Genomic DNA, 22,883 nt, shown 5'->3' with positions numbered 1-22,883 from the left:
TGTAAATGGGAAAGGAGCATATTCATTTGGTTCAATTACCTGAAAAGACACGCGGAATTGAAATTTTTAGAATGACAGATGAGATGATTCCGCTTCTTCAACGGGAAATTGCTTCATCTCCTCATCGTCACGACCACTATACGTGTTTTTTTGTGGAGTATGGAACAATTGTTCATACGATTGATTTTCAGGAGGTAATCGTTGAAGGTCCATCTTTATTGATTTCTTATCCAGGTCAAATGCATCAAGTGAAGAAAGTAAATGTGTTTGACGGGTGGATATTGGCTTTTGATCCGAAATTCATTCACCAAAACGTTTCTGCTTCCATCGAAGAATCTTTTTCAGATATCATTTTAATTCCTTTTACCAAAGAACAACAAACCTGGTTTTCTTCTCTTTTCGAATTGATTAAATCTGAGGTAACACAAGGAGATTCGAGTATAAGTAATCCTATCATTGGACATTTGATAAATGGATTCTTCTCTAAAACTGCCAGCTTATTTCAATTGCAGGAAACGGAGCGTATTTTGGACTATTCATCTAGAAGTATTGAGATTGTAAAAACCTTTCGAAAATTAGTTCGAGAACAATTTGTTCAAATGAAAAAGCCTTCGGAATATGCTGTAATAATGAATATTAGCGTTAGTTATTTAAATGATACAGTAAAGTCAATTTCAGGTTTTACAGCTACCCATTTTATTCAGCAAGAGATTTTTAGAGAATCTCAGCGTTTGCTTTGTTACACCAATAAAAGTATCAAAGAAATAGCTTTTCAATTGGGGTATGAAGACTACAAGTATTTCATTCGACTATTCTCAAAATCTGTTGGTATTTCTCCTTCTAATTTTAGAAAACAAAATCAATAATCGTATTTTAGTCTCTTTTTGAATAAATGGATCTAAGTAAAGAGACAGCTAGTTTTAGTGCAGTAATTGAGATTATTGGAATCAATCCCTTTGTATTTGTGCCAAACCCTATTTTGGAAGATCTGTTTCGTGTATTCGGAAAGGATAAAGGACCAATTCCGATTAAAGGAACTCTAAATGGAAAGGAATATCAACAAACACTGATGAAATTTAGCGGGCACTGGAGGTTGTATATCAACACCAAAATGCTTCCAAAATCACCAAAAAGAATAGGAGAACGTGTGGAGGTAAGTATTCAGATTGATGATTCCGATCGAACAATTTATCCACATCCAAGCTAAAAGCTTTCCAAGAAAACCCCAAGGCGAATGAAATTTTCAGGGGGTTAACTCCTTCTCTTCAGAATGAAATTGTTCGTTATATTGCCAATCTGAAAACGGAAGAAAGTGTCGAACGAAACGTGATCAAAGCGATTAATTTTTTACTTGGAAAAGAACGCTTCATCGGTCGGGACGCTATGAATATTGGTTAATAAAACGGCCTTGGTTCTTGATCAATATAGATAGGTCCGTTCGAGTTCCATGACATTTTCAGTCGCAATAATCAGTTACCATTTATTAACGTTCCCAACTTTGTAAATGCAATTGGTTTTCCTAACTTGAAAAACATAAATTTAAAATCTACAGTTATGGAATTCAAAAATTTACTTTTCATCGTTTCATGTGGACTTGTTCCTTTGGTTCAGGCACAAACAACTCAGCAAATTGGTTCAACGACTGTTACCATTGATACATTGACATCAGATGTCTCTACTCCGTGGGAAATTAAAGTGGAAGGGAATACACATTTGTGGGTTACAGAACGCAGTGGTTTGGTAAGTCGGATTGACTTAACGACAGGAGTTAAAACAGTTGTCCTCAATCTTACGTCAACCGTTCGTGCAGTCAGTGAAAGTGGATTGCTAGGTATGGCACTTCACCCAGACTTTGAAAATACTCCAGAAGTTTTTCTAGTGTATACATATGGTACGCCCGATGGTCAAGGATTTTTTAAGGAGCGTTTGGTGAAATATACGTTCAACGGAACGAATTTGATTAATCCTGCTATTTTGCTTGATAATATTTTGGCTTGGAACAATCACAACGGATCGCGTTTGCATTTTCTTCCCGATAATACCTTGTTAATGTCGACTGGAGAGTGTTATGAAGATCAGCTGGCACAAGATCCAAATTCACTTTCAGGAAAATATTTGCGTTTAAATATGGACGGATCAATTCCAGCGAATAATCCAACTTCAGGTTCATATGTTTATTCATTAGGACATCGAAATTCACAAGGAATTTGTGCTTTGCCAGATGGTAAAATTCTTATTTCGGAACACGGACCATCTACAGATGATGAACTCCAAATTCTTCAATCGGGAAAAAATTATGGTTGGCCTTTAATTCATGGATTTTGTGATGAGCCGTTTGAGAATACTCCTTGTGGAACAGGTTTATATACGGAACCAATTCATGCTTGGACACCAACCATTGCAACTTCTGACTTGGTTTATTATCAAAACTCAGCATTTCCAGAATGGAACAATCGTGTGCTGATGGTTACGCTAAATGGTCAACGAGTTGTAGCTATGGAATTGAATGCAACGTCAACTTCAGTTATGGATGAAGATCAATACTTTCAAGGCCAATTTGGTCGTTTAAGAGATATTGCGATTGGTCCGAATCAAGAAATTTATATCGCAACTAATTCGGGTGATCATTCCATTATCAGAATTACTCCGCCAACAACATTAGGAACAACTGAATTTCAAACAAGTCTTTTTTCAATTTTCCCAAATCCTTCCAATACGTTCATTCAACTTTTATCAGAAAATCGGGCAGAACAAGTTTCTATTCTTGATTTGAATGGTAAATCAGTTTTGGAATTGAAACAAGTGGAACAAGGAACACAAATCGATATCAGTATGCTTCCAGTAGGAATGTATTCTGTTGAAATTAAGTTTATTGGTGTGTCTGAAATTCAGCGTCAAAAATTCATGAAAATTGCCAGTCAATTGGAACAATCAGCAGAGATTCATTAAGAGTTTTTTACTTTAAACATTAAACCTAAAAGTGATGAGATTTTATTTTTGCCTGTTTATCCTGTTTATTTTTGGTTCATGTACCACTGGGAACAAAGAAGTTTCTAATACCGATTTTGATTCTTTGGTTGCATTAAAATTCATGAACGAGTATGTTGCCCTTTGTAATAAACGAATTGATCCTAAACCATGGGTCGGTTCCAATAAATTGTTGAGTGATGCTTTCAAAAAGGAATACAAAGAATTGTTTGAGATTGCTTATGCCGAAGACCCTGAGATGGGGCTGGATTTCGACCCCATTTTCGATGCACAAGATTACCCCGATAAAGGATTTGAAATTTCTTCTTTAAATTCTAAAACTCGGACTGTAATTATTCAGGGAATTGATTCTCCAGATTTTAAAGTGACTTTAAAAGTAAAGAAAATCAATAACGAATGGCTAGTTGACGGAGCTGGAGTTATTGGGGTCCCTAAAAATCAACGGATGAAAAGATGATGAGTAAACTTGGCTGATTTAATGAGCTTTAGAAATAGAAGTTTGTAATAGTATTCTTGCCAAATTTCAGGAGAAGAGCAATTATGCATGGATTGTTAAAATTTAATGGCATGCGATTGAATAAGTGGGTTAGGAAAAATTAACGTTAAATTTAGTTTAATTATAGCGTTTAAAAATCCAATGCCCGCATAACTTCGTATATCTGCCATGGTATTTAAATTTTCCTCAATGCGTAAGAGTTTAAGCTTAATGAAGCTAACCTTTCTATCTGTATTATTTTCAATCATTTACTCGTATCAAGCAAATGCACAATGTACAGTCACATCCTCTTTAGGATATACGGTTTCGGTATCAATTGTCCCTCAATCCATTGTTGTAAGCAGTACTGATTGTCCATGGGGATATAATTACAATGTAAATTTCAGTTACAATATTTCGATTACTGGTCCGGGTGCAGCAGCTCAGTATACGTTACAAGCATTTATTTATTGTGTCAATTCTCAAATGAACGGTGCGTATTCTTTGCCATTAAATGGAGGTTCTGGAACAGGAACAACAACTACAAATCCTGCTATTCCTCATAATGGAACCGCCTATGGATACAATTCTCCCTATGTTAGTTGTACCGCTGCAACTGTTGCAACATTAAATTGTACTTCGATTGATGTTCTTATTCAAGGTCCAGGAATTCCAACTCAAACAATTCATTGTAACCCACCATCACCAGCCCCGCCAATAAACCTGCCAGTAGAATTTTTATCATTTGATGGTGAACGTACTGATTCTGGAAATTTGTTGAATTGGGCGGTTGAATCTCAACATAGAAATGATTATTTCACGCTTGAAACAAGTGCCGATGGAACGAATTGGAGTGAATTATCAAGAGTGAAAGGAGAGATTAGTTCTACTGAAATAAAAACGTATACATTTTTAGATATCAAAAACACACAGAGATCAGTTTATTATAAATTAAGTCAAACGGATATTGATGGGACTAGAAATGAATTGGCTATAAAATACATTCCTTTTGGAGAATCTGATTTTAGGTTGTATCCAAATCCTTCTTCTGATGGTAGCGTATTTGTTTCATTCTCTGATAAATCGGAATCACCAGTGATGCTGATTTTGCGAAATGAAATAGGACAGATTGTTCTTCAACAAGACTTGGATCCTATTTCGAAATCGGGTAGAATAGGTTACTACAACTCAAATATTCACCTGCAACAATCAGCTGGGGTGTACTTTGTGGAAGTCCGGAATGATGAAGGAGTTGTTAATCGTTCAAAATTGGTTATTCGTTAATAAAGTCAATGGTTTGAGAGATAGGAGTCATGATTGACTGATGCTCTCGCTAATGATAGAATGAAAAGCTGTTAGCTACCTGATTAATTGGTGACTAATTTTCTGTTCAAAACAAGATTTAATTCGAAACTTTTATAATTTTAAGGGCTTAAACCTACTTAAAAATGACAATTCTTTTCGGCTGGAACCGTTTTCGACTTAAATCATTCACTTTTCAGGAATTAAATTTGCCAGAATTAGAACAATTCCCGAATGCGACCTTTCAAGTAGCACAATCTTATTTTCACTTGTTTTATATTCCAGTTTTTCCAATGGGGAAACGTTATGATTTAGTGATGGACAAAAAAGCCTACCATGTTCCTCCAAGTTTAATGAAAATGGTAGATACGGAGCAAATTAAAGTTCGTGGAAAATGGTATGCATGGACTTTACCGATATTGGTCATATTAATAACACTAGGTATTCAGATAAATCATGTAGTGAAGGAAAGCCAAAATCGATCAGATGCAATAGAGTTTGCTGAGATGCAGCAACGATTCTTCGATAATCCTGCTGTTGGTGATCATCTGTTGTTTACCAATAACGGAGATGTGAATTTTGATGCGGAAGTGTTCAAGATAGAAGGCAAAAAAGTTATCTTGTTCGTGAATTTAATGGAAAAGATAGATGATAAACTCATGGAAAGTGCTCGAAATGGAGACGCTGAAGTTGATGCCGATTCTATGTTATCGTTGATTAATTACCGAAACGAGTTAGTTACAACTTCTGCATTCAATGATTCATTATACCAGGAGCATCCGGATCGACCTGTTTTCCGAAAAGTACTCCTATTTGAATTAGAAGGGTATCCAATTGAGTATAAATTCGTTAAAATGTCTTTAAAAGATTACAAATCCATGAAGAACTCCCTTGGAGACGGAGACACAAAAAAAGCGAAGAAAATTAAGATTCCGTCGTTTTATGAAGTTACGAAGCAAGCACTTTTTGTTGAGCCGGATTAAAGGATTGGATAAAGTGTTGAATACGAATGAATAAAATAAATGTAAGACTTAAGGATAACAGACTTATGACCTTTAGAGTCTGTTATCTTTGGTTTTGAGGCACTGAAATCGATTGATAAAGAATTAATTAACAATTCATTGCAACTTTATTAACATAGTTCCGAAAAAAGGTGGTATCTTTGCACCCAATTTTAGATTTATTTTATGACCTTTAAAGAACTCGGGTTACGAGTTGAGGTTCTGCAGTCGATAGAAGCACTGGGTTTTGCAGAACCAACTCCGATCCAACAAAGTGCCATTCCGCACTTATTACAATTAGAAAGCGATTTCGTCGGACTCGCACAAACAGGGACAGGGAAAACAGCGGCATTTGGTTTACCGCTAATTCACAAAGTTACAGACCGACCAACTGAAACACAAGGACTAGTCATCGCTCCAACGCGTGAATTGTGTTTACAAATCTCCAAAGACTTAGAGGCGTTCGCCAAATTTGATCAGCAAATAAAAGTAGTTGCCGTTTACGGTGGTACGGATATTCGTAAGCAAATTACGGACATTAAGCGTGGTGCAACCGTAGTTGTAGCAACTCCAGGGCGTTTGGTTGATTTGATCAATCGTAAAGCAATCAACTTGAAAACAGTTGAAACAGTTGTGCTTGACGAAGCAGATGAAATGCTAAATATGGGCTTCAAAGAAGACATTGATGCAATTTTGAGTGCTACTCCTGATACAAAGAGTGTTTGGTTATTTTCAGCAACAATGCCCAAAGAAGTGGCTGCAATTGCTAAAAATTACATGACAGATCCTTTGGAAGTTGCAATGGGCCACAAAAATCAAAGTAACGAAAACATTGAGCACATTTACTATACAGTAAAAGAGCGTGATCGTTATGATGCATTAAAACGATTAATCGACGCTAGTCCAGACATTTTTGGATTGGTTTTCTGTCGTACACGTAATGAAACGGCTACCGTTGCTGAGAAATTAGCGAAAGAAGGATATAGTGCTGAACCGTTGCATGGAGATTTATCTCAAGCAATGCGTGACCGTGTTATGGATCGTTTCCGTGAGCGTTCAATCCAATTGTTAGTTGCAACAGACGTTGCTGCTCGTGGAATTGACGTAGACAATATTACACACGTTATCAATTACAACTTGCCAGATGATATCGAGAATTATACGCACCGTTCAGGTCGTACAGCTCGTGCTGGTAAACAAGGGAAATCTTTGGTATTGATTAATACACGTGAGAACTTTAAAATTAAAGCAATTGAGCGTCAGATTCGTACTACGTTTAAAGCTGCTTTGATTCCTGAAGCTTCAGAGATCTGTGGAATTCAATTGAATAAATTGATTTCTAAAGTGAAAGAAATTGAAGTGAAAGAAAATGATATCGCTCCTTTCTTGCCTGCAATCATGGCAGATTTCGAAGAGTTGTCAAAAGAAGAAGTGATCAAAAAATTCATCTCTGCTGAATTCAATCGTTTTATTGAATACTACGATCGTGCAGGAGATTTGAATGTAAGCGCTGGAAGAGGTGATCGTGAAGATCGCAAAGATAGAGCTGGAAATGATCGTTTTGACCGCAAAGATCGTTTTGAAAGAAGCGACCGTGGCGAAAGAAGTGATAGAGGTGAAAGAACTGAGCGTGCTCCTAGAGCAGACCGTGATGATGCAAACAGAACTCGTTTCTTTGTAAGTCTTGGTAAACGCGATGGATTGAACCCAGGTGGTTTATTGCGTGTGATTTGTGACTCAACTGGATTGAATTCAGGTTCAATTGGTCGTATCGATGTGATGCCAAACTTCTCATTCTTTGAAGCTGACAAAACAGATGAATCTGCAATTTTATCGAAAGTAAATGGAGCAGATTACGAAGGGCATAGCGTAAGTATTGAAATTACTCAGAAAAAAGAAGGTGGAGACCGCAGCCGATCAGGTGGTGGAGAACGTCGTTCTTTTGGAGACCGTGATCGTTCATCAGGTGGAGGCGGAGATCGTCGTTCGTCTGGAGGAGGTGGAGGTTTCCGTGGAGGAAATTCAAGCTACGGAAAACCAACTGAAGGTGGAAGCGATCGCAGAAGCAGTGGTGGTGACCGTGACCGAAGTAGAGGTGGATTCTCTGGTGGAAACAAATCTTACGGTTCTGCATCAGGAGGTTCAGGTGCTGGATCATCTAGCAGAAGAGAAGGTGGTTCATCAGAACGTCGCTCATCTGGTGGTGGCGGACGTAAGTTTAGTTCAAACAGCTATAGCAAATAACAAATAAATGTCGAATTAAGAATGACGAATGATGAGAGGGGGAGTCTCTCTCTTCATTCTGAATTCAACATTCATAATTAATAATATGGAAATTAGAAACATCGCAATTATTGCACACGTTGACCACGGTAAGACAACATTGGTTGATAAAATGATTGAGGCAGGAAATGTAATTAATGAACGTGATCGTCCAACAGGAGATTTGATCATGGACAGTAACGATTTAGAGCGCGAACGTGGTATCACCATCGTATCTAAAAACGTTTCCGTTTCGTACAAAGGAACAAAGATTAACATCATTGACACTCCAGGTCACGCCGATTTTGGTGGTGAGGTAGAGCGTGTATTGAACATGGCAGATGGTGTGTGTTTATTGGTGGATGCTTTTGAAGGTCCAATGCCACAAACACGTTTCGTTTTAGGAAAAGCGTTGTCAATGGGGATCAAACCATTGTTGGTAATCAACAAGGTTGACAAAGACAATTGTACTCCAGATGAAGTGCATGAAAAAGTATTCGATTTAATGTTTGAATTAGATGCAAACGAAGCTCAGTTGGAATTTCCAACGATCTATGGTTCTGCAAAAAACGGATGGATGTCTACAGACTGGAAACAGCCTAAAACTGATATCACGGATTTATTAGATCAAATTTTGGATTATTTCCCACCTCGTCCTATTGAAGAAGGAAATACGCAAATGTTGATTACTTCTTTAGATTTCTCTACTTACGTTGGACGTATCGCTATTGGTCGTTTGCACCGTGGAGATTTAAAAGAAAATCAGCCAATTATTTTGGCAAAACGCGATGGAACTCAAGAGAAACACCGCGTGAAAGAATTGTTTGTTTTTGACGGTACAGAGCGTCGTAAAGTAGATTCAGTTGTTGCTGGAGATATTTGTGCGGTAACTGGAATTGAAGGATTCGAAATTGGTGATGTTATTTGTGATGCTGAAAATCCAGAGCCATTGGCATCTATCAAAATTGATGAGCCTACAATGAATATGTTGTTCTCTATCAATGATTCACCGTTCTTCGGAAAAGAAGGTAAGAAGGTAACTTCTCGTCATATCCAAGAGCGTTTGCAAAAAGAACTAGAGAAAAACTTGGCAATGCGTGTTTCGGATACGGATAAAGCAGACAAATGGATCGTTGCTGGTCGTGGTGTATTGCATTTATCGGTATTGATTGAAACAATGCGTCGTGAAGGATACGAATTACAAGTTGGTCAGCCACAAGTAATTTTGAAAGAAATTGACGGTAAAAAATGTGAGCCAATTGAAGAATTGACAATCGATTTACCAGAGGAGTTTTCAGGAACAGCTGTTGAAGCAGTTACAAAACGTAGAGGTGAAATGACAAATATGGAACCGAAAGGAGCTCGTATGATCATTCAATTCCAAATTCCATCACGTGGAATCATTGGTTTACGTAACTACTTATTGACACAAACTGCTGGTGAAGCAATTATGACTCACCGTTTCTTGGAATACCAACCATACAAAGGAGATATTCCTGGACGCCAAAATGGATCTATGATTTCATTGGAGCAAGGAACATCGATTCCATTCTCATTGAATAACTTACAAGATCGTGGTAAATTCTTCATTAATCCAAATGAGAATATCTACGAAGGACAAGTAATCGGTGAAAACTCACGTGCAGGAGATTTGTGTGTGAACGTAACGAAGACAAAGAAAATGTCTAACATGCGTTCATCGGGAGCTGACGAAAAAGTTCGTTTGGCACCAGCAAAAATCTTCAGCTTGGAAGAGTGTTTGGAGTACATCCAAGGAGATGAATATGTTGAAGTAACTCCAGAAAACTTACGTATCCGCAAAATCTTTTTGAAAGAAGGCGATCGTAAAAGAGCTGGTAAGTAATTAGCAATTATCCATGATTTAATTATCAAGAGTACTCTTGATAATTTATAATTACAGAATTAAATAATTTAAAAAGCGATTTATCTTCAGATAGATCGCTTTTTTGCTTTAGACAGTTCTTAGTCTTAAAATAACCTTCTAAAAAGCGCCAAAACGATTATATTTGAAAAACAAAAGGCGACTTTGCCTAATCTTCAATGCGAACAAAAAAATTAACAATAAATAAAAGAAAAAAAATGGGGCATGAAATAATTGAAACGGGTGATTCTAAAGTAATGAGCGGTTCATCTAAAAAAGAGAGTGAGACAAGAGAAGATTTTTTTAAACTCTATGAACAATGCCCAATTCCCAAAGAACAGATTCTTAATAATCTTGGATTATTTGCGAAAAGACAAGTCTTGTCTAGAATCCTAATGATGAATGACATGTACAAAAAAATTGTCAATTTACATGGGATAGTTTGTGAATTTGGTGTTCATTGGGGGAATAATTTAGCTCTTTTTGAGTCATTTCGGGGGATGTATGAACCTTATAATTACAACAGGAAAATTGTTGGGTTTGATACGTTTGAAGGTTTTCCAAGTGTTCATGAAAAGGATGGTAATTCTAAGATTATTGAAAAGGGAGCATATTCAACAACAAAAGGTTACGAAGAATATTTAGAGCAAGTTCTTAAATATCATGAATCTGAATCGCCGATTCCTCATATCAAAAAGTTTGAATTGGTTAAAGGAGATGCTTCTGTTACGATTAAAAAATACTTAAAAGATAACCCTGAAACAATAATTGCATTTGCATATTTTGATTTTGATATTTATGAACCTACAAAGGCTTGTTTGGAAGCTATTTTGCCTCATTTAACAAAAGGAGCTATTATTGGGTTTGACGAATTGAACTTTCACAATTTCCCAGGAGAAACACTTGCTTTTAAAGAGGTGCTTGGGATAAATAATTATAAAATTCATAGAGATGTAAACAATCCACTCTGTTCTTACATCATTTATGAATAATACGTGAGTAAACTAAAATTTAGAAATTAACTTTATTTTCTCGATAAAATTACTGTTACATCTTAATCGTAAAATCTATTTGATACTTATAAGGCATAATTGAAGAGCGGAGTCTAAAGTCCGCTCTTCTACTTGAGATCGGCTAATCTTAAAGTTTATTTGGTCACTGATTAATTTTTTGGTAAACACCTAGAAAAGCATGTTTGTAAATGTGTTACCAGGTATATTCGCAGAAGAATATATCAGTAATGCCTTCAATTCATGCAGGATAAATTTTGGGAACAACTTGAAAAAAGCTTTCTTTTTTTTAAATCTAGAATCATTCGAACAACTTTTAACCGTCATTAACCAAACCGACTATCTTTGCTGTAAAATGGAAGAGAAGTAGCGTTCTCACAAACGAAAAAACATGATAGAGTCAAAACTCACATTAGATATTATTACCGCAACACTGAAAGGTGAAAAATACGAAGAGCAAATTACCAAGCAACTGGAGCATCTGGAAGAAGTGGAATACGAGCATACGGATTCTGGTCTTTTGATTTTCATTGAATACAGAAAGGCAGCAAAAGAATTTTGGTTAACGGATGCTCAATTGTACGAAACGTTTGGTGAATCAACTCCTGAATTATCCAAAGTTGAATTGATCAACGAAGATTTGAAGATAGAAGCTGAAACAAGCGTTCATTTCACAAATGGATTGATAGACCGTGTGGAGATTTGGAATAAATTGGGGGATTACCCAGAGGATGATTTGGAGGTGTGGGAGTTGAAAATAATTTAAATAATTATACAAAAGCGATCTATTCTTGAAACGAGTCCTATTTATTTTATTAGTTGGATTATCTTATAATGCAACAGTTCTTGCCCAAAACACCTCATTTGCCAAGGGAAAAATGTTTTCCAAAGAGAAAACGATCGAAGATTATAACATTTTATATTCCTCCCTCATTAATTATCATCCTGCTCCTTTCTTTTATGTGAAAGAAGTTGATTTGGCAGCATTTTATGAAAGCCAAAAAGGGTTAATCACTGACAGCTTGAGTGAAATCGACTTTCTCTTTTTATGTAGAAAACTGGTTGAACAGATTAAATGCGGGCATACTCAGGCTTTACCATCGGATCATTGGTTTGCATCAGTAAAAGGTTTGAACAATCAGATACCTTTTGAAATAAAGCATATTGAAGGCCGAATCTATATTTCAAATACGGTTGATGATTCGCTTGATTTCCAAATGAATGATGAACTGATTCGAATTAATAATAGACCAGTGAAGGATATTATTGATCAGTTATTGGAAATGGAGACAGGCGATGGATTCACACCAATTTTCAGGAATGCCCTTATTGAAAGAAGATTTGGCATTTATATGCTGTTTCTTTCAGGAATTCCCCAGGAATATGTCATTGAGTTTAAAAACAGTAAAGGCGAGGTTAAACAAACTGCCGTTCAACCAACGAGTAAAAGAGCCAAAGGGATTTCACAACCAAGCATTCCTGACAATCTAAAAATGATCTTTGAAACTAGTTGGAGTAGCTTTCGTTTTGATCCGAATGCCAATTTGGGGTATTTAAAAATTACCAGTTTTTTAGATAAAAAAGAATACAAAAAATACTACAAACAAGTATTCAAGTATCTGAAACAACACCCGAATTCAAAGCTGATTCTTGATTTACGAGAGAATCCAGGAGGAGATTTTAGACATGGAAATAGATTCTTGACGTATTTAAGCTCTGAAAAAGTCAACTTAAATTTCGAAAGACCCAGAAAAGATCGTACAGAAAACGAATTTGTCAAATTTAGTGGTTGGGATAAGGTGGTAAAGTTTGCTTTCGCGATTAAGCCGCGTAAATACAAAGCAGAAGGGCAAATCACCGAAACGTTTACATACAGACCGAAAAAAAATGCGCATACCGGAAAGCTGTATGTGATTACAAACGGAATAACCTTTTCTCAGGCTGCATTGGTTTCTTCGCATTTGAGAGAACATGGAGCCGTATTTTTTGGACAGGAAACTGGAGGTGCAGAACTCGGATGCAATGGAATATTAACCTACAAACTCGTTTTACCCCATTCAGGAATTAAGGTCGATATTCCGGCGTATCACGTAAAATCGAACTCAACCAAAGGCCAGTTTGGATATGGAATCAAACCCGATTTTCCGATCCCTTTGACTCTTGATAACACCATTGATCATACCTTGGTGGAGGTGATTCGGATTGTTAGAAAAGATTAGTATCTCTTTAAGAAAGGAATTGCCAATAGAAAATACTAGTACAATATGACTCGTTGAAAAAAATTCCTGAAGTAATCAACAAACTCTCAATGGGTTATAATTGCCAAGTTATCAGACTTAATAATTAAGCCATCAATGGAGATTATTTGGCACACCTCTTGCTATTCCACACACGAAGAAAAATTAAATAACTAGAAATCATGAAAAAGCTTCTTTTAGTATTAGCGCTTGTATCCGGAACAGTATTCGGCCAGACAGAACAACAGAATTCAAAACCAACGGTTACGGTAAACGGAACTGCCAAAGTTTCCATTATTCCTGACATGACGGAGCTCAATATTCATGTTTCATCGCTAAAAATGAATATGGCTGATGCCACTAAAGCAATTGGTGACCAAACTCAGAAATACCTGAAAATACTGAAAGATTTGGGATTCAAGGAAACAGATGTGAAAACAACTAATTTTTCCGCATCAAAAAATAGAATTTACCGTCAAAATGGACCAATAGACAGCGGTTATGTGGTTTCCCAGAATTTGACATTGAAATTTGCTTACGATCAAGCAACGTTGCAGAAAATCGTGGCGCGTTTTTCAGAAGTAAAAGATCCGGTAGATTTTAGCATCGGTTTTTATCTTTCAGATTCTTTGCGTGAGAACACGGAAGCAGATCTTCAAGGGAAAGCGGTAGCAGATGCGCGCAAGAAAGCAACGAATTTATCAACGGCTGCAGGAGTAAAAGTTACAACACTAAAAGCAATCATTTTCGGAAGTGAATCTCCGTCATCAGTTTATTATAAATCAGACATGCGGATGTATGCTAGTGCTGAATCATCTGATGGTGCGAATCTCAGTTTTTCTCCACAAGCTGTAGAATTACAGGAAGCAGTAACGGTAGTTTGGTATATTGAATAAGAGAAAGCATCGCTTTCGATAAACGATTCACGGAGTGAATGAAACATAAACTTGTTGAAAAGGCGATTCTTTTGAATCGCCTTTTTTTGCGCCAGGGCGGAGGCGGTTACCGTGTAAAAGCCGTAGACCGACCCGAACTTCAGGTTTCTAGTTGAAAGAAAATTTGTAAAAGAGGGTGGCGCCCATCCCGATAAAAAAAATCGGGACTGGCTATTCGCTGTATCTCCGAATCGGTTGCACCTCTTGGAGGATGCCGCTACTATCCAGGGTCGAAATTGAAGTAAAAAGTGCTAATCTGTCGATTTTTTAGCTTGTAAAAGGTGTTGTTTTTTCTTATATTCAATAAGCTGAATCAGAAATTATGCTTGAAACAACTATCCGACTATCTATTTTTAGACATAAAAGTCAGCAACAATTGGGATTTCATTTTATGTGGAATAAGGAATTGGTTCTAAAAATTAGGGATCAATTTCCAGCAGTATTTTGGAGTGCCACGCATCGTTGTTGGTATGTGTCTTTTACCGAAGAACATGTAGAAAAAGTGGTGGAGATCTTTCCAAAAGCAGAAGGTCTTCAAGAAGTAAAAGAGAAATTGAGACTTCAACAAATTGACAGTCAACTTACTGATTTGAATACCGAAAGCAAAGTAGCCATTGCTGTATTTGTTGCCTATATGCAACGAACCCGTTACAGTGAAAGTACCATTAAAACCTATAGCGAAAGTATAGGAGTGTTTTTGCGTTTTGTTGGAGTTAAATCCACAAACCTGATAACGAATGATGATTTGGCGCAGTTTAACAACGAGTATATTATTGCGAAAAAATTATCTGCATCGTATCAAAATCAGGTATTGAATGCCGTGAAATTATTTTGCAAGGTACATGCAGGTGTAAAATTGGATCCAGAATTGGTAAAACGACCACGATCAGCGAAGACTTTACCCAATGTCTTGAGTAAACAAGAAGTGAAGCAGCTGTTGTATGCTACAACGAATCTTAAGCACCGAATGATGCTGAGTGTTATTTATGCTTGCGGATTAAGACGCAGCGAATTACTTAGCCTTCAACCGAAAGATATTTTATCAGACCGATTATTAATTCATATCCATCAAGCAAAAGGGAAAAAGGACAGAGTAGTTCCGTTAAGCAAACTATTATTAGAGCAATTGAGAGAATATTACAAAATATACCGTCCTATAAAATGGATTTTTGAAGGAGAAAAGCCTGGTGAGAAATATGGCGAACGAAGTTTGCAATTGGTTTTGAAACGAGCATTAACAAAAACGAATATCAAAAAGGATGTTACACTGCATTGGCTGCGCCACAGTTATGCAACTCATTTATTAGAAAGCGGTACCGATATTCGTTTCATTCAAGAATTATTGGGGCATAAAAGCAGTACGACTACTGAGATTTACACACATGTATCTAATAAATCAATACAAAGCATTCGCAGTCCGTTCGATGAGCTATAGAAAAATCTATTATATTTGAAAAACACGAATCATTTGTTCGCCTATTTCTTTCAACAAGACCTAAAGGGATCATTTTGATCTTGTATATATAAGTTATGTGCCACTATAATGAGACAGACAATAATCATATTGACAATTATACTTTTCGGCTGTTCGACAAGACAAGAACAGAAGGACGACAGTACTTCCACTGACACTCCTCGACAAATGAATGAACCTAAACAAAAATTCATTACTACTGAGACAAATAAATGTGAACAAGTAAATCTTTCAACTCAATTCGACTTATCTATTGACTTTAAACGTTATTCGGACACCATTGAAAAACAAGACTCTTGCTACTTGACTGTTTACATAAAGGACAAAAAAACGAAATTAACGATTGACAGTTTCTCTATTTCATCTTTGTTCTATTATTCATTTATGTTTTTAAGTTGCGACAGTATGACTTCATTCACAACAAAATTTAATGTAGAAAGAGAAATTGTAGACAACTATTATGGTGATATAGTGGTAGCGGATTTGAACTTTGACGGATATGACGACATTGCCGTTATTAATGAAGGGGGCGGAAATGGCGGCCCCTTGTACAGCTATTATACTCAAGCAACTGACAAGAAATTCATCTTAGATAAGTTCTTAACGGACTCTGTTGTATTTTTTCCATCGAAAATTAATAGTAAGTCTAAAACTTTAACAACTTATGTTCATGCAGGAGTTTGTGGCTTAGGAGAACATATTTACAATCTTGACAAAAAGACAAATATTTGGACTGAAAAAAGTCACAGAATAATAAATATATGCGAAGAATAGCGGCACATAACAGGCGTTTGGCTCAATGGCGGATGACGTGGTTAATTCAACATTCTACCTCGCATCAACTTTTGTGGTGTATTGACAGTTTTGTGCTCCGAAATCCGCCACTGCGCCAAGCGCCAAAACGTTGGTGGCAAGCATAGAAACTGCAAACAAGAAACAATGGCAACAGTAATTGACAATATAGAGTTAGATGAAACAAATGAAGAATTCTTTTGGGCTTCTGAACTTGTAAAATATGGTCATCCACTTATTTACTTAACAGGAAAAGCAGGCACTGGTAAAACTACATTTTTAAAATATCTAAGGCATACTACCGAAAAAAATACAATTGTTTTAGCTTATACAGGCGTTGCTGCAATGAATGCAGGTGGACAAACAATTAATTCATTTTTCAAAATTCCTTTTGGACCATTTGTACCAAATGACAAAAGATTAAGGACAAGTCCAGAAGATGGTGATATAGATAGAAGTACTATTTATAATCACTTTCAATATAATAAAGAAAAATTAGAAATAATTCGAGGAATTGAATTACTAATCATAGATGAAATATCTATGGTCAGGTGCGACTTATTAGATGTAATTGACAGACTTCTTCGTGTTTACAGAAAAAGAGAAAATGAAGCATTTGGTGGAGTACAAGTCATTCTCATAGGTGATACTTTTCAATTACCTCCTATTGACAAGGAATGGCATATTCTTCAACCATTCTATGAAAGCACTTTCTTTTTTAGCTCAAAAGTAATTTTGAATAATAAACCTGTTTATATCGAACTTAAAAAGATTTATCGCCAAAACGAACAAGAATTTATTGAACTTTTAAACAGGGTAAGGATTAATAAAGTAAACCAAAACGAACTTAACTTACTTAACTCAAAATTCAACCCCACTTTTTCAACAACAGAAAATGCAAATTACATAACTCTTGCAACACATAATAAAATAGTAGAAAGTACTAATTTATCTAAGTTAGCAGATTTACCAGGAGAAATGCAACTTTTTGAAGCAACAATTACAAATGATTTTCCTGACAACATAATGCCAACTGACAGAGTACTACAATTAAAAGAAGGTGCTCAAATAATGTTTATTAAAAATGATAAGCCTAAAAGAATTTACAATGGTAAAATAGCCAAAATTAGCAAAATAGAAGGCCATAAAATTACTGCTGAATATGAAGATAGAGGAGAAATCATTGAGCTAATTATTGAAAAGCAGATTTGGAATAACATAAGATATAGTTGGAATAAGGAAAAAGAAATTATTGAAGAAGAAATTATTGGAACATGCACACAATACCCCATAAAACTTGCTTGGGCAATAACTGTTCACAAAAGTCAAGGCTTAACTTTTGAAAAAGTTATAGCAGATTTAGGAAGTGCTTTTGCATCTGGACAGGTATATGTTGCGTTAAGCCGTTGCACTTCCTTCAATGGTTTAGTACTAAAAACTAAAATTGACTTTACAGCTATTAAAACTGATCCACAAGTTCTTAAGTTTGCAGAAAATGAAACACCAAGTACATTAATTGTACAAGAATTAAATTCAGGGAAAGCTGATTTCTTTTACAAAAAAGTTCGTGAAGGAATTAAATTGCTTGACTTTGCGGAAGCTTATAGCAACTTCACAAAAGCTATAAAATATAGAAATGATATTGAAACTGAAAGTTTCAAAAAATATTTCACTGTTACTGCCTCTAAACTTGGCTCGTTTAAACAAAAATTCAATAATACAATTGAAGAACTTGAAAAAAGAATCCAAGAAAATATCAATTTTGGACGCACGATTGAAAGTATAGAAATACAGAAAAATAGTCAACTAATAAAAATCAACGAACAGAATAATGCAATAAAACTCCTGCTTGACAAGACAGTTGAAATTGAAAAAGAAAACGAAAAACAAAAAAAAGAAATTGTTATTTTGATAAGCGAAAAAGAAAACGCTAAAAAGTCAATACAACAATATCAAAAAACTATACTAGAACAGAAAAAAACTATCTCTGAATTGGAAGCAACAACAAAACAGAACGAACAGGAAATTAAACGATTAAGAAATTTAAAATGGTATCAAAAACTATTTGGACAGAAATAGTGCCAGCCACCAACACACGCTACAAGCAATTTGGGCATTTGGCTTAATTTGAAATTGGTCTTGTATTTGGAAGTTTTGGCAAATCCGAAGATAAGGCTTAATTTAATCCCAAACTGCTTGTAGCGCGAGAACGTTACAGGATATGAGAAGAACACAACCGAGAAATAATGAACAACGTCATTGATATAATTACTGAATACGCGAATGCCTATGAAAAACTGGAAAATTTTCAAAAAAACAATAATGAAATAATTCCTATTGGTGATCAGAAAACTGGTGTAATAGGTGAGTTTTTAGGTGCTTACATTTTAAAAACAATCTACCCAAAAGCAATAATTGAACTTTCAAAAAATCATTCACAAAAAGGCTTTGATATTTCGATAAATGACAATAAAAACTTACATTATTTTCAAATAAAAACCATTTCAGATTATTCCGAAACTGGGATTTCATCAAAAGTTCATCTTCATTTCAAACATAAAACTATAACTCAAAAATTGAACGGTTTATTGATTATTTTTCTTAAAAAGAATTTATTAGAAGGGAAATATATTCTGTTAAATGAAGAGGAAATCGAAGAATTTGATGGTAAAAGATTGAATAGAAACAAATTAATTAATAACCCAAAAACTAAACAATTTAAGTATGGCGAAAATTTATAATGTTACAATTAAGAGAGCATGTTCCGCAAACAATTCTCAAATGAGTGTTGATGTTACAATTGATGAAGATGTTAAAATTCCTATAAAGAAAGACGATAAAACTATTTTTTTCAAATCAACTGTTCTTTCACAACATCCTGAGATTTCCAAACCATGTAAATTGGGAGAATTTGATGTTTTGTATATAAGTGAAAAAGGTTCAACTAGTGGAAATGATAAAAACAGCACATCCGCTAAACCAAAATCAAACGAAAAGAAAAGTCGACCAATTTGGTTAAGTTTAATTTTGTTTCCGTTTAAATTAATTGGTTGGTTGTTTAAGAATCTCATTTGGAAGCAAATTAAATAATCACATCCTGTAACACTTGTTTGGCTACATGCCTTCGATCTTGCTTCGAAAAACTATTTTTATGAAAATTAATAATCTAACTTCGGGCTTGAGATTACTTTAAAAAGTCGGCACGCCGCCAAGCAAGAAACCGTTGTGCGTCAGTGTAAAAATGCCAACGCTCGGTCAAGCACATTTGGTTTTTTCCGACACTCAAACCCAACGCTAAAAAACCAAAAGAGCTTGCCCTTTCCCACCGCACCTGAACAGAATACCCACATTATATACACAATTTTTTGAGATATTTAAAATAAACTGACTAATTTAGCGGCTGACAAATTAACGTTTGAAATAAGCGAAGCGAAATCTGAAAGATTCACGAACACTAATAAAAAATAAAAGTGCTGTGAGTAATCAATGAGACCTTTGAAAATAGACAAGATCGAATTACAATGAACAGAATTAAGGAAGTGTTAGAACAAAAAGGAATTAAACAAACTTGGTTGGCTGAGAAACTTGGAAAAAGCTACAATATGGTAAACGCTTATGCTCAAAATAGACAACAACCGAGATTGGAAACCTTAATGGAAATAGCAGAGATTTTGGACATTGACGTGAAAGAATTGATTATTTCTAACAAACCTGAACAAGAAAGTAAATGAAACGAGCAACCAAAATATTGATTAATAAACCAATTGCTAATAGCGAGTTCCACGTGACCGCTAAAAAACAAATAAACAAGGACACGTGAAATCAACCGAAATAAAACATAATGTTCAGAACCTAATTGACAACTTCTCAAAAGAAGAATTTGTCTTTGATTTGCTGGTTGCATACGGCATTTCTAAAACATCTGTAACACGACTAAAAAAAGGAGATTACAATTTATCTAAGGTTGACGGAGAACTACTTTACAAAAAGAAGATTTTTTATAAAGTTGAAGCATCAGACAAACTGCTGAGTAGCATTGAAGAGGTCGCAAAAGAAGAACGTATCTTAAAACAGCAACCTAGATTTGCCATTCTTACCGACTTCAAACAACTCGTTGCAAAAGATTTAAAATTAGGCAAGAACTTAGATATCCAATTAAAAGAATTACCCAATTACTTTGATTTCTTTTTGCCATTAGCAGGTAGCGAAGTTTATAACGCATCCAACAATAATGAAGCCGACAGAAACGCTTCCTACAAAATGGCAGATTTATATGATTTGTTGATTGAGGAAAATCCAGCTATTTACAATTCCAAAGAAAGTATTCACAACCTCAATATTTTCTTGTCGCGTTTGCTGTTTTGTTTTTTTGCAGAAGATACCGAGATATTTAAAGACAAAAGTATTTTTACCGATACATTAGCACAACACACTGCAGAAAGCGGTAAAGACACGCATCTGTTTTTAAATGATTTATTTGATCGTTTGAATACCGAAAATGCAGACCATTTGCCCGAATACCTGAGGAAGTTTGAATACGTAAACGGTGGTTTGTTTGGTCAAAAAATAGCATCTCCAATTTTTACCTCAAAAGCGCGTAAAACACTAATTGAATTGGGCGATTTAAATTGGTCCGAAATCAATCCCGATATTTTTGGATCGATGATACAAGCGGTGGTCGACAAAGACTACCGAAGCGATTTGGGGATGCACTACACTTCGGTAGAAAACATCTTGAAATTGATAAAACCTTTGTTTTTGGATGAATTGTATGATGCCTATGAAAATGCAACAACCATAAATCAGTTAAGAGCACTCATCAAAAGAATTTCAAAAATCAAATTCTTTGACCCAGCTTGTGGTAGTGGAAATTTCTTAATCATTACCTATAAGGAAATACGCCTTTTAGAAATCAAGATTTTAGAAAAAATTACAGATTTAGAAGGACAAAGTCCAACTATAAAATGGACTGAGATACAGCTTTCGCAATTTTATGGCATTGAAATAGACGATTTTGCCCACGAAATGGCAATACTCTCACTTTGGTTAGCAGAACATCAAATGAACAAAGTGTTTGAAGAACGATTGTTTGATTACGGAAAATCGAAACCTATATTACCATTAAAAGAAGCAGGACAAATAAAACAAGGTAATGCTACAAGAAGAGATTGGAATGAGGTATGCCCAATTTCTTCAACAGATGAAGTATATGTGATTGGGAATCCGCCTTATTTGGGTTATAGCCGACAAGACGAAACCCAAAAGGAAGATATGAAAATCGTCTTTTCACGAGTAAATAACTATAAAAAACTTGATTACATAGCGTGTTGGTTTTATAAGGGAACCAATTACATTCAGAATACAAAAGCTAAATATGCTTTTGTAACCACCAATTCTATAACGCAAGGGGAACAAGTAGCTTTATTGTGGCCATTAGTTTTGAGTAAAGGACAAGAAATTGACTTTGCACACCAATCTTTTAAATGGACGAATAACGCCAAAGGAAACGCAGGAGTTGCAGTAGTAATAATAGGGGTTAGAAATATTGATGGCACAGACAAATTCCTTTACAATCAAAATCTAAAGCAAAGTGTAAAAAATATAAGCCCTTATTTAGCAAATACCTCGAATGTTTATGTTATACCGAGAAATAAAACTTTAAGTAAATTATCCCCAATGATTAAAGGAAGTTCTCCCGGAGACAATGGTAATTTACTATTAGACCAAGAGGAAAAAGACAAAATAATATCGAAAAACCCAATTACTGCAAAATTTATAAAAAGATATATTGGAGCATCCGAGTTTATAAAAGGAACGAACAGATATTGCATACACATAACAGAAGATAACGTTAAAGAAGCATATAAAATTAAAGAGCTCGCTGAACGATTTGAAAAGGTAGAAATTTTTAGATTAAATAGTAAAAAGCTAGCTACAAAGAAGAAAGCAGAAACGCCTCACTTTTTTGACGAAGATAAACATCAAGAAGGAGAATTTATTTTGGTTCCTCAAACAGGTTCTGAAAGAAGAAACTATATTCCGATAGGTTATTTTGATGATTCATACGTTCCTTCAAACGCCACAAGAGTGATATATAAAGTTCAGCCGTGGCTTTTTGGTGTTATATCTTCAAGAATGCATATAGTTTGGGTAAAAGCTGTTGCAGGAAGATTAAAAATGGATATGCAATATTCAAATACTCTTTGCTACAACACCTTTCCGTTTCCAGACATCACAAACAAGCAAAAGGAAAATTTAAATCTTTATGTTTTTGCCATATTAGATGAGCGAGCTAAACATCCAAGTAAAACAATGGCACAATTGTATAATCCAACCACAATGCCCAAAGGGTTGTTACAAGCTCATCAAGCACTCGATACTGCCATAGAGCAATGTTACCGTTTGCAACCTTTCAAAAACGACACCGAGCGTTTGGAATACTTGTTTAAACAGTATGAAGAAATGTTGCAGAAAGACACGCTTTTTGCGAAGCAGAAGCAATCAAGAAAAAAGAAATAATGATAT

General features: G+C 35.4%; 20 protein-coding genes. All 20 read left to right on the top strand.

Features of this window, described 5'->3' with window-relative positions; all coding sequences use genetic code 11:
- Positions 1-5: 5 nt before the first annotated feature.
- The 20 genes from FLUTA_RS19015 (at position 6) to FLUTA_RS18915 (ending at position 22,877) form a co-directional block, all read left to right on the top strand.
- Entirely contained in the window at positions 6-866 is an 861-nt protein-coding gene (locus FLUTA_RS19015) for a helix-turn-helix domain-containing protein (RefSeq protein ID WP_013688531.1), read from the top strand.
- A gap of 26 nt (positions 867-892) precedes the next feature.
- Entirely contained in the window at positions 893-1,207 is a 315-nt protein-coding gene (locus tag FLUTA_RS21900) for a DUF1905 domain-containing protein (protein ID WP_245545458.1), read from the top strand.
- A 32-nt stretch (positions 1,208-1,239) separates the two neighbouring features.
- Positions 1,240-1,398 (top strand): YdeI/OmpD-associated family protein, encoded by a 159-nt coding sequence (locus tag FLUTA_RS21895; protein ID WP_245545484.1) that lies wholly within the window; start codon positions 1,240-1,242, stop codon positions 1,396-1,398.
- A gap of 156 nt (positions 1,399-1,554) precedes the next feature.
- On the top strand, positions 1,555-2,949 hold the full coding sequence (locus FLUTA_RS19005; RefSeq protein ID WP_013688530.1) for a PQQ-dependent sugar dehydrogenase: 1,395 nt from the start codon (positions 1,555-1,557) through the stop codon (positions 2,947-2,949).
- A gap of 34 nt (positions 2,950-2,983) precedes the next feature.
- The gene (locus FLUTA_RS19000; RefSeq protein WP_013688529.1) at positions 2,984-3,445 is read left to right on the top strand and encodes a hypothetical protein; all 462 of its coding nucleotides are present in this window, start codon (positions 2,984-2,986) and stop codon (positions 3,443-3,445) included.
- Between the two features lie 228 nt (positions 3,446-3,673).
- Positions 3,674-4,747, top strand: coding sequence for a T9SS type A sorting domain-containing protein (locus FLUTA_RS18990; RefSeq protein WP_013688528.1), 1,074 nt, complete (start codon positions 3,674-3,676; stop codon positions 4,745-4,747).
- 164 nt (positions 4,748-4,911) lie between these two features.
- A complete protein-coding gene (locus tag FLUTA_RS18985; protein WP_013688527.1) occupies positions 4,912-5,748 on the top strand; it encodes a hypothetical protein in 837 nt (278 codons plus the stop codon).
- A gap of 204 nt (positions 5,749-5,952) precedes the next feature.
- Complete coding sequence (locus FLUTA_RS18980; protein WP_013688526.1) at positions 5,953-8,010, top strand: DEAD/DEAH box helicase; 2,058 nt, start codon at positions 5,953-5,955, stop codon at positions 8,008-8,010.
- A gap of 85 nt (positions 8,011-8,095) precedes the next feature.
- Positions 8,096-9,892: a translational GTPase TypA gene (typA, locus tag FLUTA_RS18975; RefSeq protein ID WP_043023943.1), complete on the top strand. Its 1,797-nt coding sequence runs from the start codon at positions 8,096-8,098 to the stop codon at positions 9,890-9,892.
- 197 nt (positions 9,893-10,089) lie between these two features.
- The gene (locus FLUTA_RS18970; RefSeq protein ID WP_218916778.1) at positions 10,090-10,902 is read left to right on the top strand and encodes a class I SAM-dependent methyltransferase; all 813 of its coding nucleotides are present in this window, start codon (positions 10,090-10,092) and stop codon (positions 10,900-10,902) included.
- Positions 10,903-11,311: 409 nt separating this feature from the next.
- Entirely contained in the window at positions 11,312-11,686 is a 375-nt protein-coding gene (locus FLUTA_RS18960) for a hypothetical protein (RefSeq protein ID WP_013688523.1), read from the top strand.
- Positions 11,687-11,711: 25 nt separating this feature from the next.
- Entirely contained in the window at positions 11,712-13,139 is a 1,428-nt protein-coding gene (locus FLUTA_RS18955; protein WP_013688522.1) for a S41 family peptidase, read from the top strand.
- Positions 13,140-13,339: 200 nt separating this feature from the next.
- Positions 13,340-14,053 carry an SIMPL domain-containing protein gene (locus FLUTA_RS18950; protein WP_013688521.1) on the top strand — a complete coding sequence of 238 codons (714 nt, stop codon included), beginning with the start codon at positions 13,340-13,342 and terminating at the stop codon, positions 14,051-14,053.
- Positions 14,054-14,414: 361 nt separating this feature from the next.
- Complete coding sequence (locus FLUTA_RS18945; protein WP_013688520.1) at positions 14,415-15,527, top strand: tyrosine-type recombinase/integrase; 1,113 nt, start codon at positions 14,415-14,417, stop codon at positions 15,525-15,527.
- Positions 15,528-15,635: 108 nt separating this feature from the next.
- Complete coding sequence (locus tag FLUTA_RS18940; protein ID WP_013688519.1) at positions 15,636-16,340, top strand: FG-GAP repeat protein; 705 nt, start codon at positions 15,636-15,638, stop codon at positions 16,338-16,340.
- Between the two features lie 165 nt (positions 16,341-16,505).
- Positions 16,506-18,437 carry an ATP-dependent DNA helicase gene (locus tag FLUTA_RS18935; RefSeq protein WP_013688518.1) on the top strand — a complete coding sequence of 644 codons (1,932 nt, stop codon included), beginning with the start codon at positions 16,506-16,508 and terminating at the stop codon, positions 18,435-18,437.
- Between the two features lie 167 nt (positions 18,438-18,604).
- Positions 18,605-19,099 (top strand): hypothetical protein, encoded by a 495-nt coding sequence (locus FLUTA_RS18930; RefSeq protein ID WP_013688517.1) that lies wholly within the window; start codon positions 18,605-18,607, stop codon positions 19,097-19,099.
- On the top strand, positions 19,083-19,448 hold the full coding sequence (locus tag FLUTA_RS18925; protein WP_013688516.1) for a hypothetical protein: 366 nt from the start codon (positions 19,083-19,085) through the stop codon (positions 19,446-19,448). The genes FLUTA_RS18930 and FLUTA_RS18925 overlap by 17 nt, the downstream gene beginning before the upstream one ends.
- 431 nt (positions 19,449-19,879) lie before the next feature.
- Complete coding sequence (locus FLUTA_RS18920) at positions 19,880-20,089, top strand: helix-turn-helix transcriptional regulator (protein ID WP_013688515.1); 210 nt, start codon at positions 19,880-19,882, stop codon at positions 20,087-20,089.
- An 85-nt stretch (positions 20,090-20,174) separates the two neighbouring features.
- A complete protein-coding gene (locus FLUTA_RS18915; RefSeq protein ID WP_013688514.1) occupies positions 20,175-22,877 on the top strand; it encodes a class I SAM-dependent DNA methyltransferase in 2,703 nt (900 codons plus the stop codon).
- The last annotated feature ends 6 nt before the right edge of the window (positions 22,878-22,883 follow it).

Origin of the sequence: Fluviicola taffensis DSM 16823 (genome assembly GCF_000194605.1) — a bacterium.
Taxonomy (GTDB): domain Bacteria; phylum Bacteroidota; class Bacteroidia; order Flavobacteriales_D; family Crocinitomicaceae; genus Fluviicola; species Fluviicola taffensis.
The sequence above is the reverse complement of the archived record's forward strand: the minus strand, read 5'-3'. Positions and strand labels throughout refer to the sequence as shown.

Bases quoted from the DNA above. Each gene is read 5' to 3' on its own strand.
- FLUTA_RS19015 (WP_013688531.1), top strand. From the start codon at position 6: ATGGGAAAGGAGCATATTCATTTGGTTCAATTACCTGAAAAGACACGC.
- FLUTA_RS21900 (WP_245545458.1), top strand. From the start codon at position 893: ATGGATCTAAGTAAAGAGACAGCTAGTTTTAGTGCAGTAATTGAGATT.
- FLUTA_RS19005 (WP_013688530.1), top strand. From the start codon at position 1,555: ATGGAATTCAAAAATTTACTTTTCATCGTTTCATGTGGACTTGTTCCT.
- FLUTA_RS19000 (WP_013688529.1), top strand. From the start codon at position 2,984: ATGAGATTTTATTTTTGCCTGTTTATCCTGTTTATTTTTGGTTCATGT.
- FLUTA_RS18990 (WP_013688528.1), top strand. From the start codon at position 3,674: ATGCGTAAGAGTTTAAGCTTAATGAAGCTAACCTTTCTATCTGTATTA.
- FLUTA_RS18985 (WP_013688527.1), top strand. From the start codon at position 4,912: ATGACAATTCTTTTCGGCTGGAACCGTTTTCGACTTAAATCATTCACT.
- FLUTA_RS18980 (WP_013688526.1), top strand. From the start codon at position 5,953: ATGACCTTTAAAGAACTCGGGTTACGAGTTGAGGTTCTGCAGTCGATA.
- typA (WP_043023943.1), top strand. From the start codon at position 8,096: ATGGAAATTAGAAACATCGCAATTATTGCACACGTTGACCACGGTAAG.
- FLUTA_RS18970 (WP_218916778.1), top strand. From the start codon at position 10,090: ATGCGAACAAAAAAATTAACAATAAATAAAAGAAAAAAAATGGGGCAT.
- FLUTA_RS18960 (WP_013688523.1), top strand. From the start codon at position 11,312: ATGATAGAGTCAAAACTCACATTAGATATTATTACCGCAACACTGAAA.
- FLUTA_RS18950 (WP_013688521.1), top strand. From the start codon at position 13,340: ATGAAAAAGCTTCTTTTAGTATTAGCGCTTGTATCCGGAACAGTATTC.
- FLUTA_RS18945 (WP_013688520.1), top strand. From the start codon at position 14,415: ATGCTTGAAACAACTATCCGACTATCTATTTTTAGACATAAAAGTCAG.
- FLUTA_RS18940 (WP_013688519.1), top strand. From the start codon at position 15,636: ATGAGACAGACAATAATCATATTGACAATTATACTTTTCGGCTGTTCG.
- FLUTA_RS18935 (WP_013688518.1), top strand. From the start codon at position 16,506: ATGGCAACAGTAATTGACAATATAGAGTTAGATGAAACAAATGAAGAA.
- FLUTA_RS18930 (WP_013688517.1), top strand. From the start codon at position 18,605: ATGAACAACGTCATTGATATAATTACTGAATACGCGAATGCCTATGAA.
- FLUTA_RS18925 (WP_013688516.1), top strand. From the start codon at position 19,083: ATGGCGAAAATTTATAATGTTACAATTAAGAGAGCATGTTCCGCAAAC.
- FLUTA_RS18920 (WP_013688515.1), top strand. From the start codon at position 19,880: ATGAACAGAATTAAGGAAGTGTTAGAACAAAAAGGAATTAAACAAACT.